Source organism: Variovorax sp. P2_H12 (assembly GCF_056403395.1).
In genome coordinates this window covers 57,726-69,560 of sequence record NZ_JBFUFO010000026.1, presented here as the reverse complement: position 1 = coordinate 69,560, position 11,835 = coordinate 57,726, and the positions used below count along the sequence as shown (strand labels likewise).

12 protein-coding genes are annotated in these 11,835 nt (G+C 68.0%); 3 read left to right on the top strand and 9 right to left on the bottom strand.

Features of this window, described 5'->3' with window-relative positions; all coding sequences use genetic code 11:
* Positions 1-22 precede the first annotated feature (22 nt).
* On the top strand, positions 23-337 hold the full coding sequence (gene cutA / locus AC1DYK_RS20755) for a divalent-cation tolerance protein CutA (RefSeq protein ID WP_478168021.1): 315 nt from the start codon (positions 23-25) through the stop codon (positions 335-337).
* 218 nt (positions 338-555) lie between these two features.
* Here cutA and AC1DYK_RS20750 read toward each other — a convergent pair whose 3' ends face one another.
* The 9 genes from AC1DYK_RS20750 to AC1DYK_RS20710 all read right to left on the bottom strand — a co-directional run bounded on the left by AC1DYK_RS20750 (position 556) and on the right by AC1DYK_RS20710 (position 10,033).
* Complete coding sequence (locus tag AC1DYK_RS20750) at positions 556-2,628, bottom strand: 3-hydroxyacyl-CoA dehydrogenase NAD-binding domain-containing protein (protein WP_478168020.1); 2,073 nt, start codon at positions 2,626-2,628, stop codon at positions 556-558.
* A gap of 114 nt (positions 2,629-2,742) precedes the next feature.
* Positions 2,743-3,744 (bottom strand): acrylyl-CoA reductase family protein, encoded by a 1,002-nt coding sequence (locus AC1DYK_RS20745; protein WP_478168019.1) that lies wholly within the window; start codon positions 3,742-3,744, stop codon positions 2,743-2,745.
* Complete coding sequence (locus AC1DYK_RS20740) at positions 3,741-4,904, bottom strand: CaiB/BaiF CoA transferase family protein (protein ID WP_478168018.1); 1,164 nt, start codon at positions 4,902-4,904, stop codon at positions 3,741-3,743. The genes AC1DYK_RS20745 and AC1DYK_RS20740 overlap by 4 nt, the downstream gene beginning before the upstream one ends.
* A 5-nt stretch (positions 4,905-4,909) precedes the next feature.
* Positions 4,910-5,311, bottom strand: a complete 402-nt coding sequence (locus AC1DYK_RS20735; RefSeq protein ID WP_478168017.1) for a PaaI family thioesterase — start codon at positions 5,309-5,311, stop codon at positions 4,910-4,912.
* 14 nt (positions 5,312-5,325) lie between these two features.
* Positions 5,326-6,300 carry a Bug family tripartite tricarboxylate transporter substrate binding protein gene (locus AC1DYK_RS20730; RefSeq protein ID WP_478168016.1) on the bottom strand — a complete coding sequence of 325 codons (975 nt, stop codon included), beginning with the start codon at positions 6,298-6,300 and terminating at the stop codon, positions 5,326-5,328.
* 18 nt (positions 6,301-6,318) lie between these two features.
* Positions 6,319-7,086 (bottom strand): glucose 1-dehydrogenase, encoded by a 768-nt coding sequence (locus AC1DYK_RS20725; RefSeq protein ID WP_478168015.1) that lies wholly within the window; start codon positions 7,084-7,086, stop codon positions 6,319-6,321.
* 43 nt (positions 7,087-7,129) lie between these two features.
* Positions 7,130-7,603: a MaoC family dehydratase gene (locus tag AC1DYK_RS20720; protein WP_478090153.1), complete on the bottom strand. Its 474-nt coding sequence runs from the start codon at positions 7,601-7,603 to the stop codon at positions 7,130-7,132.
* A gap of 24 nt (positions 7,604-7,627) precedes the next feature.
* Positions 7,628-8,773 (bottom strand): acyl-CoA dehydrogenase family protein, encoded by a 1,146-nt coding sequence (locus AC1DYK_RS20715; protein ID WP_478156314.1) that lies wholly within the window; start codon positions 8,771-8,773, stop codon positions 7,628-7,630.
* Positions 8,774-8,788: 15 nt separating this feature from the next.
* Positions 8,789-10,033 carry a CaiB/BaiF CoA transferase family protein gene (locus tag AC1DYK_RS20710; RefSeq protein ID WP_478168014.1) on the bottom strand — a complete coding sequence of 415 codons (1,245 nt, stop codon included), beginning with the start codon at positions 10,031-10,033 and terminating at the stop codon, positions 8,789-8,791.
* A gap of 166 nt (positions 10,034-10,199) precedes the next feature.
* Here AC1DYK_RS20710 and AC1DYK_RS20705 point away from each other — a divergent pair, with 166 nt between their 5' ends.
* The gene (locus AC1DYK_RS20705) at positions 10,200-10,988 is read left to right on the top strand and encodes an enoyl-CoA hydratase-related protein (protein ID WP_478168013.1); all 789 of its coding nucleotides are present in this window, start codon (positions 10,200-10,202) and stop codon (positions 10,986-10,988) included.
* 84 nt (positions 10,989-11,072) lie between these two features.
* Positions 11,073-11,804, top strand: coding sequence for an IclR family transcriptional regulator (locus AC1DYK_RS20700; protein WP_478168012.1), 732 nt, complete (start codon positions 11,073-11,075; stop codon positions 11,802-11,804).
* Positions 11,805-11,835 lie beyond the last annotated feature (31 nt).

The following is an 11,835-nucleotide window of genomic DNA, read 5'->3' as shown; positions in this document are numbered from 1 at the left end:
GCGCCATTCGTCGAGATGCCACGTGATCGCAGCCGTCACCACCACTGTCGCGACCGCCGAGCAGGCGAACGCGCTCGCCACCGCCATGGTCGAACGCCGCCTTGCCGCCTGCGCTCAGCTCGCGCCGATCGAGAGCGTCTATTCCTGGCAGGGTGAACTGCACCGCGAGCCCGAAGTCCGCGTGCTGTTCAAGACCACGGTGCGGCTGCAGGCGGCGCTGATGGCGGCCATCGCGGAATGCCATCCCTACGAGGTTCCGGACATTCACGCCCAGACACTGGCAGCCGTGCACCAGCCCTATGCGGACTGGGTGGCTGCCAACGTGGAGAGCGGGTAGCGCTCCGTGCAAGCATCCCGAACGCGCCGGCGCAGCCAGCGGCGCGCGAGGTCGCCATCCATATGGTGCTGGAGGCCGCGGAAGTGATCGAAGGCCACTGTCCGATGGACACGCCCATCGATCCCTCGTTCTGACCGGTGCGCGTTTCCCGGCTTGATCGCCGGGATCCGCTTCCCTTCATCCGTCTTGCCGGGTGGCATTACGGACGCCGGCGCGATTCATGGGTTCTCTTGATCAAGAAGAAGCGAGAGATCTGCCACTTCGAAGCCGTGGCCCGAGGTTTCGGCCAGTTCCCGCAGATCGCGCTCGAGCTGCGCGCGGTCTTGCTGGCGAGCCCAGAACACCGGCCCGCCGACCCAGCGCGGGAAGCCGTATCCCTGCACCATCGCGACGTCGATGTCGCTGGCGCGGCTGGCCACGCCCTCGTGCAGCAGCCACGCCGTTTCGTTGATCATGGCCAGCATGGCGCGACGCTGGATCTCTTCGGCCTGCAGCGGCCGGCGGTGCAGACCACGCCGCTGCGAAGCCTGCTCGACGATGCCGCGCACCATCGCATCGCTGACGCGCGGCCCGGGCTTGCCGTCGGGGTGCTGGTAGTAGCCGGCACCGGTCTTGCGGCCATGGCGGCCCAGCTCGCACAGCTGGTCGAGTATGTCCACGTAGCGTGTGCGCGGGTCGCGGGTGGCGGCCTGCGACTTGCGCATGCGCCAGGGAATGTCCAGGCCCGCCAGATCGGCCACCGAGAAGGGTCCCATCGCAAAGCCGAAGGCCTCCAGCGCCTCGTCGACCTGCTCCGGCCAGGCGCCGTCCTCCAGCATGAATTCGCACTGTTGGCGATAGACGTTGTAGATGCGATTGCCGACGAAGCCGAACGCATTGCCGCACAGGATGGGCATCTTCCCCAATCGCTTTCCCAGGGCGAGGCCGGTGGCCAGCACGTCGGCGCCGGTCCGGGCGCCGCGCACGACCTCGAGCAATTTCATGACGTTGGCCGGGCTGAAGAAGTGCAGGCCCAGCACGTCCGCCGGGCGGCTGGTGGCGCTGGCGATGGCATCCACATCCAGATAGGAGGTGTTGGTGGCCAGCACGGCGCCCGGCCGGGCGTGGGCGTCGATCGTGCGGAAGACCTCCTGCTTGATGGCCATCTCCTCGAACACCGCCTCGATCACCAGGTCGGCCTGCGCCAGCCGTTGCCAGTCCAGGCTGTCGGACAGGCGCTGGAGGCAGGCCTCGGCGCGCTCGGCCGGCATCTTGCCGGCCGCCACGCGCTCACGGTAGTGGGTGCGGATGCGCTCCATGCCGCGTTGCAGTGCCGCGGCGTCCCGCTCCAGCAACAACACATCGAGTCCGGCGTCGAGCACGCTGATCGCGATGCCGGCACCCATGGTGCCGGCGCCGATCACGGCCACGACCTGCACCGGGCGTGCCTGGGTCTTGAGGTGTGCCGGTGTCTTCAGCGCCTCCCGCTCGGAAAAGAACTGGTGGCGCAGACCGAAGGCGTCGGGTGTCAGCCGCAGCTCCTGGAAGTAGCGACGTTCCTCGGCCAGGCCTTCGAGCTTGGGCAGACGGGCCGCGTTCTTGATGGATTCGATGGCAGCGAGCACCGCCGGGCGCCGCTTGCCGGCGCGCAGCGCCGCGTTCTCGGCCGCCTGCACGGCCGCCGCGTCTTCGAGCGGCATGGGTTCATCGAGCAGGTCCCTCTTGGCCGTCAGGCCTTGCGCCATGGCGATCGCGCGCTCGAGCAGGCCGTCCTGCACCACCTCGTCCACCAGGCCGAGCGCCAAGGCCCGCTGCGCGTTGAAGCGCTCGCCGCTGCAGATCATGCCCATGGCCCGCGCCAGGCCCACACGCCGCGCCAGGCGCTGCGTGCCGCCGGCCGCCGGCAGGATGCCCAGGGTCACCTCAGGCAGGCCCAGCATGCTGCCGGCCACGGCCACGCGGGCGTCGCAGCCCAGCGCAAGCTCGAAGCCGCCGCCGAGCGCAACGCCGTGCACGGCGGCGACGATCGGCTTGCTGCAGGCGGCGATCGCATCGACCACCTGCGCCAGCGACGGCACCAACGAGGCCGGCGCGCCAAACTCGCGGATGTCGGCCCCCGCTACAAAAGTGGCCCCGCCGCCGATCAGAACGCCCGCCCGCAGCGAGTCGTCCGCTTCCAGTTCCGCCAGAGCCTGTGTCAGTGCGGAACGCACGGCCCAGGACGTCGCATTGACTGGCGGGTTGTCGATCGTCATCACCAGGATCTGGCCGATCCGCTCGGTGCCGACGGGGCTGCTGACTGTTTCGTTCATGTTGATCCTTTGTCTCAGGTGGGTTCGCACACGCGAGCTTCCGTGCAGGTGCGCTTTCGGTCCATCGGAAATGCGGTGCTTGACCACATCGTGGACGGATTGGAGAGGGACGGTTCAGGCGTCGCCGAAGGCCACCAAGGTCCGTCCGACGGTTTGCGCGTTCAGCATCTGCCGGATGGCCTCGGGCAGATCGTCCAGCGCGATCAGCCGCGTGTTCTCACCCAGCCGGGCGGGCCGCAGGTCGGTGGCCAGGCGCCGCCAGAGCAGCGACTCCAGGTCGCGATAGGCACTGAGGTTGACGCCGATCAGGCGCACGCCGCGCAGGATGAAAGGCAGCACGTTGGTGTGCAGCGTGTTGCCGCCCACGTTCCCCACGCTGGCGACGATGCCGCGTGGCTGCATGCTGCGCAACAGGCCGTCGAGCGCGGCACCGCCGATGGAATCGATGGCCGCACTGCCGCGCGCCTTGGCCAGCAGGCCGGGGGATGGCGCCAGCTCGCCGCTCCCGAGCACCTCGGCCGCGCCCTGGCGGCGCAGCCATTCCGAGTGTTCCGTCTTGCTCGACATGGCCACCACGCGATAGCCCGACGCCGCCAGCATCGCGATCGCCATGCTGGCCACGCCGCCGGTGGCGCCATTGACCCACACATCGCCCTGCCCCGGCCGCAGCCCGTTGTCCTGCAGCAGGTGCACGGCCAGCGCGGCGGTAAAGCCCGCGACCCCGAGCGACGCCGACGCCAGCAGGTCCAGCCCCGGCGGCAACGCCACCAACTGGTCCGGGCGCACGCGCACATACTCGCTGAAGCCACCGTCGTGGTCCACGCCCAATCCCTGCGCGTAGGCCAGCACCGGATCACCCGGCCGCCAGCGCGGGTCGTCCGAACTCAGCACGTGGCCCGAGACGTCGCTGCCGCCCACGCGGGGGAAATTGCGGATCACGTCGCCATGCTCGGTCGTGGCCAGCGCGTCCTTGTAGTTGAGCCCGGCGTAGCGGGCCCGGATCACGATGCCGCCCGGCGACAGATCATCAAGCGACAGCGGCTCGACCCGTCCCTGCACGCGCTCCCCGCGGTGGATTCGAAAGGCGCGAAAACGCGCCGGCACGGATGCGGTCATGGGCGCGCGGCGGCCGGTGGATCAGCCACCAGGACGTCCTGCCATTCGCAGGCCTGCGTCGCCCCCAGCCAGTCAGTCAGGGCCGTCATCGCGCCTTCCCGACTCGCAGGACGAGGCGGCCGGGGCTGCGCCGGCACGGTGCGCGAAAAGCGCGGCGCCGGCGCCGGTTGCACCACGCCGTCGACTTCGACGAAGGTCCCGCGCGCGCGCAGATGGGGGTGCGCAGGCGCCTCCTCCAGCGTCAGCACGGGCGCGAAGCAGGCGTCCGTGCCCTGCAGCAGCGCGCACCATTCGTCACGCGTTCGTTCCTTGAAGCGCTTGCCAAGCACCACCTTGGCGCGCACCCAGTCGTTGCGGTCGTCTTGCCGGCCCACCTCCGCCTGATCGAGCCCCAGGCGTTCGAGCAGCTCGCGATAGAACTTGCCCTCGATCGGCGCCACCGACACCCACTTGCCGTCGGCACACTCGTAGACATCGTAGTAAGGCGCCCCGGAATCCAGCACGTTGTGGCCGCGCCTGGCATCGAGCAGGCCGGCCGCCTGCATGCCGAAGGCGGACGTCGCCAGCGAAGCCGTGCCGTCCACGATGGCCGCATCGACGACCTGCCCCTGGCCGGATCGCTTCGCTTCCAGAATGGCCGCCAGCATGCCCAGCGCCAGGTACAGCGCGCCGCCGCCGAAGTCGCCGACCAGGTTGAGCGGCGGGGTCGGTGGCTGGCCCGGTCGCCCGATCAGGTCCAGGACGCCCGTCAGCGCGATGTAGTTGAGGTCGTGGCCGGCCGCCTGTGCCATCGGCCCGGTCTGGCCCCAGCCTGTCATCCGGCCGTAGACCAGCCGGGGATTGCGCTGCAGGCAGATGTCGGGCCCCAGGCCCATGCGTTCGGCCACGCCCGGGCGAAAACCCTCGATGAGCCCGTCGGCCTCCTCGATCAGGCGCAGCACCAAGGCTTGGCCCTGCTCGCTCTTCAGGTCGACGCGGAGGGTCTCGCGATTGCGCAGCAAGGGGTTGTAGCGCAAGGGGCGGGGAATGCCCAACCCGGCGTCCTGCGGGCGATCCACCCGCAGCACCGTGGCGCCCAGGTCCGCCAGCAGCATGGCGGCCATGGGGCCGGGCCCGATGCCCGCAAGTTCGACGATGCGCAGGCCAGCCAAGGGTCCCATGATGCTCACTTCTCCGCCACAAAGTAGAGGCCGCGCCCGCTGACCAGCAGGCGCCCGCCCGAGTCGAAGACCTGCGCACGCGCGCTGGCGACCGTCGAGCCCAGGTTCACCACGCTCGCCACCACGCGGAGGTCGCCCGGTGTCGCAGGGCGGTGGTAGTCCACTTGCAGGTCCAGGGTCGGCACGGCGCGACCGAGGCGGACAGCCACCGCATAGTCGCCGGCGCCGTCCACCAGCGTGGCCAGGATGCCGCCGTGCGTGGTCTGGCGCTCGGGACTGGAGATCAGTTCCTCGCGCCATTTGATGGTCAGGGTGACCGCATCGGGCGTGATCGACTCGACCGCCATGCCCAACCAACGGTTGAACGGCGAACGGTCGATGATGTGCTGCAGGCTCTGGATGTCCATGTCCGTGGTCTCTCTCAATCCAGCTTGACGTCGGCCTGCTGCGCGATCCGCCGCCACCGGGGCAGTTCGGCGCGGAGGAACTGGCCGTATTGCTCCGCCGTCATGTAGCGGGCGTCGGCGCTCTGACTGGCGAAGCGGGCCTGGACCTCCGGGCTGGCCAGCGCCTCCTTCAGGCTGCCATTCAGTCGGGCGATCACGTGGGCGGGCGTACCGGCCGGCGCCATGATGCCTGACCATGCCCCTATTTCCAGGCCCTTGGCGACCGACTCATCCAGCGTGGGCACGTCAGGCAAGGCGGGCAGGCGCTTCAGGCTGGTCACGGCCAATGCCCGCACGCGCTTGTCCTTGATCGCAGGCATGACCCCTGGCGCGGTCCCCATGTACAGATCGACCTGCGCCCCCATGAGATCCGCCATGGCCGGCGCTTCGCCTCGATAAGGAATGTGGTTGCCCTTGACGCCCACCGCATGCTCGAACATCAGCATGGCGAAGTGGGTGATGTTGCCGTTGCCGGCCGAGGCGTAGTTGAACCGGCCAGGTGCGCCTTTCATGGTGGTCACCAGATCGGCGACGCCCTTGGACTGCACCGAGGTCGCGGCCACCAGCACCATGGGCAGATTGGCCACGAGGCCGACCGGACTCAGATCCTTCTGCACGTCATAGCCGAGCTTGCTGTACAGGCCGGGACTCAGCACGATGGACGAGGTGTTGTAGAGCAGCGTGTAGCCGTCGTTGGGGGCTTTCGCCACCGCCTCCGCGCTGATGTTGCCGTTGGCCCCCGGCTTGTTGTCGACCACCACGCTGACGCCCAGGGACTCGCTCATCTTCTGGGCGAGCGCGCGCGCAATGACGTCCGTGCCGCCACCGGCGGAAAAGCCCAGGAGGAGGCGTATCGGGCGGTTGGGATAGTCGGCCTCTGCAGCCAGGGTCGCCCCCGCGAAGCCGCATCCGAGCAGCGCGATCAGGGGCAGCCATGCGCGCCGTGTCATCCGGGAGCGAACCATGACTCAGCCCGCCATGGTCAGGCCGCCGGACACCGACAGCACCTGCCCGGTGATGAAGGCCGCGTCGTCGGACGCCAGGAAGCAGACCGCGCCCACCACGTCGTCGGCCTGGCCCAGGCGGCCGAAGGGAATCGCCTTGGCCAGCGCGCCGCGCAGCTTGTCGCCGCTTTCGCCCTCGCCGGCAAAGTCGCGAAACAACGCGGTGTCCGTCGGCCCCGGGCAGACCACGTTCACATTGATCTTCTTGCGCGCCAGTTCGCGCGCCAGGGTCTTGGAGAAGGCGATGATGCCGCCCTTGCAGGCGGAGTAGACCGACTCGCCGGAGGAGCCGACGCGTCCCGCGTCGGACGCGATGTTGATGACCCGTCCGCTGCCGCGCGCCGCCATGCCCTTGACCACGCAGCTGTGCAGATTGAGCGGCCCCTCGAGGTTGATGGCGATGATCTTTCGCCACAGCTCGGGCGAGGTGTCCAGGAAGCGCGCCGCATGGTCCCAGCCCGCGTTGTTGACCAGCACGTCCACCGGACCGAGCTCGGCCTCGATCGCCTCGGTGGCCGCGAGCACGGCCGCGTGATCGCTGATGTCGGCGCCCTGGCTGGTGGCGGTGCCGCCGGCGGCGCGAATGGCCTCGGCCACCTTGGCCGCAGCCGCTGTGTTCAGATCCAGCACGGCCACATGGGCGCCTTCTTCGGCAAAGCGGTGGCACAAGGCTGCGCCGATTCCGCCTGCACCACCGGTGACCAGCACCACCTTGTTCTTCAAGCCTCGCATGTCAAATCTCCTGTCTTCTCGATGATTGGGGGTAACGACGGGCTCAGCCCTTGCACTTGATCATTCGCAGCGGCGTGTAGGTCAGCACCTCGGTGCCGTCCTGCTTGACCACGCGGTTGAAGGTCCGCACCAGCCCGCGGCCCGGCCGGCTCTTGGAGAGCCGGGCCTCGACGACCTCGCATTCCACGTGGATGGTGTCGCCCGCGAACGCCGGGTTCTTGATGTTGAGTTCCATGCCCAGGAAGGCATAGCCGGTCTTCTGCATCGTGGCCTGCGCCAGCAGCCCCTCGGCGAAGCAGTAGCTGAGCGCACCCGGGGCCAGCCGCCCCTTGATGTCCGACTCGTTCTTCAGGAACTCCATGTCGGTGAAGAGCACCTCGGTCATGTGGATGACGTTGATGAAGGCGCAGATGTCCGCGTCCTGGATGGTGCGGCCGATGGTGCGGAATTTGCGCCCCACGGGCAGGTCTTCGAAATACTGGCCGAGCCCCACGGTCTCGATGTCATTGGCGTTCATGCTGTCTCCTCAGGTTGATGATGGTCAGGCGCGGGCCGGGCGGCCCAGCACGCTGTTGGCGATGATGTTTCGCTGGATCTGGTTGGTGCCTTCGATGATCTGAAGCACCTTGGCGTCGCGGAAGTAGCGGTTGATCGAGTACTCGGACGAGATGCCCGCGGCCCCGAAGAGCTGCACGGCATCGGTCGCGACCTTCATCGCGGTGTCGGAGGCAAAGCACTTGGCGATCGCGGCCGCCGGGGCCACCTCGTCCGCGTGTGCACCGGCATCGACCAGCGAGGCCGCGCGATAGACCAGCTGGCGCGCGGCTTCGGTCTGGATGTGCATGTCGGCCACCATCCAGCGCACCCCTTGGAAGTCGCTGACCTGCTGGCCGAACGCGGCGCGGCCCTGGATGAAGCCGACCGCGTGATCGAGCGCCCCCTGCGCCAGTCCGACGCCGCGCGCGCCGATCAGCGGGCGGCTGGCGTTGAAGGACGCCATCACCGCCTTGAAGCCGCCCTCGAGCTTGTTGCCCTGCGGGATGAACACATCGTCGAAGAACAGCGGGCAGGAGGGCACGCCGCGTGCGCCCATCTTGTCTTCCTTCTTGCCGACGGCGAAGCCTGCCATGCCCTTCTCGACGATGAACATGCTGATCGGCGCCTTGGGCTCGGCGCCCTCGCGTGCGGCCACCAGCACGAAATCGGCGAGGTCGGAGTTGGTGCACCAGATCTTCGCGCCGTTGAGTCGAAAGCCGCCGTCCACGGGAAGGGCCCGCGTCTTGATGCCGCTGACGTCGGAGCCGCTCTGCGCTTCGGTGGTGGAGAAGGCGCCGCGCAGTTCACCGCTGGCCAGGCCGGGCAGCCAGCGCTGCTGCTGCGCCTCGGTGCCGCCTGCCAGCAAGGCGCCGAAAGGCAGCCACTGGACCAGCAGCAGGTAGGCCGTGTTGTAGCAGACGCGCCCCAGTTCCTCGATCGCGATGCAAGCCGACAGCAGGCTGCCGGTGCCTCCATAGCGCTCGGGGAATGGCAGGGTGAAAAGACCCAGCTCCTTGAGCAGGTCGAACATGTCGTGGGGGTACTCGGCCTCGCGGTCGATCTGGTCGGCGCGCGGCGCCACGCGCTCGCGCGCCACGCGCCGGATCAGGTCCTGGATCTGACGCTGGTCTTCATTCAAGCTGTAGGACATAGGAAGTCTCGGGGATCAGCAGTCGACTGCCGTGGTTTCAATGACACCCGCACGCGCGAGGGCGTCGATGCCCGCCGCGTCCAGGCCCAGCACGTCGGACAAGACATCGTTCGTGTGCTGTCCGCGCAGCGGCGGCGCGAGGCGGTACTCGACCGGCGTCTGCGACAGCCGGATCGGGTTCTTCACGGTGCCGACCGTGCCGCCGGCCGCATGGGGCAGGTCCAGACGCAACGCGCGGTGACGCACCTGCGGGTGTTCGAACACCTGCTGGTAGTTGTTGATCGGACCGATCGGCACGCCGATGCCTTCGAGCGCCGTCAGCCAGTGGGCCGTGCCGTGCTGGGCGAAGGTGGCACTCAGCAGCCGCTCCAGTGCCTTGCGATGGACGTTGCGCCCCGACATCTGCCGGAAGCGATCGTCGTTGCACAGGTCTTCGCACCCGAGCACCGTGCACAGCTTGCGGAACTGCCCGTCGTTGCCGCACGCGACGATGATGTGGCCGTCCGAGGTGGGGAAGGTCTGGTATGGCGTGAGGTTGGGATGCTGATTGCCCCAGCGCCGCGGAATGTCTCCGGTGGCGAAGTAGCTGGCGATCTGGTTGGCTCCGAACTGCACGACGGTGTCGAGCAGCGCGACATCGATGTGCTGCCCTTGCCCGCTGGCATGGCGGTTCTCGAGCGCCGCCAGGATGCCGATGGTGGCGTTCAGGCCCGCCAGCACGTCGGCGATGGCGATGGCGGTCTTCACCGGGCCGCCGCCGACCTCGTCGTCCGACAGGCCGTTGATGCTCATCAATCCGCCTTCGCCCTGAAACACGAAGTCGTAGCCGGGGCGATCGGCATAGGGGCCATCCTGGCCGTAGCCGGTGACCGAGCAATAGATCAGGCGCGGGTTCTCGGCGCGCAGGTCCTCGTAAGACAGGCCATAGCGCGCGAGGTCGCCCACCTTGAAGTTCTCCACCAGCACATCGCAACGGCTGGCCAGTGCCTTGATCAAGGCCTGCCCCTCGGGCCGCGCGAGGTCCACCGCGACAGAGCGCTTGTTGCGATTGGCCGAGGTGAAGTAGGCCGAATCGGTGGTGTCGCGTCCGTCGCGATCGCCCACCCACGGCGGTCCCCAGTGCCGCGTGTCGTCACCGGAGATGGGGCGTTCGACCTTGATCACATCGGCCCCCAGGTCCGCCAGCATCTGGGTGCACCAAGGCCCCGCCAGCACTCTCGTCAGATCCAGCACCCGCAGGCGCGACAAGGCTCCAGACACGTCGTCGTCTCCATTCAATCTGTGGTTTCGAAGTCCGGAATGGACTCGTCGATCAGTTCAGTTATTAGAACAGCGTTCACATAGTTTATCAACCGGAAGATTTATGACATGATCCGGACAGTGGGAAATCCCACCCCACTCACCGATCATTTCTGGAGCTTTTTTCATGACCGAGTACACCGACATCCGATACGAGGCGCGCAATGGCGTGGCCCACCTCACCATCAATCGCCCGGACAAATACAACGCCTTCCGCGGCAAGACCTGCGACGAGCTGATCGACGCGCTCAACCGTGCGGGCTGGGACAAATCCATCGGCGTCATCGTGCTCACCGGCGAGGGGCAAAAGGCCTTCTGCACCGGCGGCGATCAGTCGGCACATGACGGCGGCTACGACGGCCGCGGCGTCATCGGGCTGCCGGTGGAAGAACTGCAAGCGTTGATCCGGGATGTGCCCAAGCCGGTCATCGCGCGCGTCAACGGCTTCGCGATCGGCGGCGGCAACGTGCTGGTGACCTGCTGCGATCTCGCCATCGCCTCGGACACCGCCGTCTTCGGTCAGGTCGGCCCCAAGGTCGGCTCGGTCGACCCGGGCTTCGGCACCGCATTCCTGTCGCGCGTGGTCGGCGAAAAACGCGCCCGCGAAATCTGGTTCCTGTGCCGCCGCTACAGCGCGCAGCAGGCCCTCGACATGGGACTGGTGAACGCGGTGGTCCCGGCCGACCAGCTCGATGCCGAGGTCGAGCGCTGGTGCGCGGAAATCCTGGCCCTCAGCCCGACGGCCATCGCCATCGCCAAGCGCTCCTTCAACGCCGACTCCGACAACATCCGCGGCATCGGCGGCATGGGCATGCAGGCCCTCAGCCTGTTCTACGGCACGGAGGAATCGCACGAAGGCGTGAACGCTTTCCTGGAGAAGCGCCGGCCCAATTTCCGCTCGCCCGGCGGTCGATAATTGGTGATGACCCGAACCCCTTCAAGCTCCGAGACGAAAGACGAACCCAGCAGCGAGCCCAGCGGTCCCCGCTCCCTGACCCGCGTGCTGGGTCTGTTCGAACTGCTGTCTCAGCGGCCCGGCGGCATGACGCTGGCGGAACTCAATCTCGCGCTGGAGTCGCCCAAGAGCAGCCTGCTCAACCTGCTGCGCCCCTTGGTCGGTGAAGGGTTTCTGGTCCACGCGGGCAACAGCTACCGGCTGGGGCCCGCCATCTTTCGCCTGGCCGCCGGTGTGATGGCGGCCTGGGACTTCCCGCCGCTGATTCGCCCCTTCATGGAAGAGCTGGCACAGCGCACGCACGAGACCGTGATGCTCGGCGTGCTGGTGCCGGAGGCCGAAGTGATCACCTATGTCGAGATCATTCCGAGTCCGCACCCGATCCGCTATCAGATCCCCGTGGGCACCTCGCGCCCGCTGTACGCCAGTTCGGCCGGCCGACTGCTGCTCGCGCATTCCGACACCGCCTGGCTGCGGACCTACCTGGCCTCGGTGAACCTCAAGGTGCCGATGGAGCAGGCCATGACACGGGCCGGCCTGCGCCAGGAACTGGAGCAGATCCGCGCCGAGGGACTGTCCTGTTCGTTCGATCGCTACACACGCGGCCTGGCGTCGGTGGCGGCGCCGGTGCTGGATGCCTCGGGCCTGTGCGTCGCCTCGCTCAACGTGGCCGGTCCGACCGAACGCTTTCGCAATGAACTGGACTTCCTCAAGGCCACGGTGAGGGAAGTCGCCACCCGCGCGTCCGGCCTGATCAGCGACATCCGGCGCGCCTGACGACCTGGCGCCTGCGCCGCCGCGGGTTCTG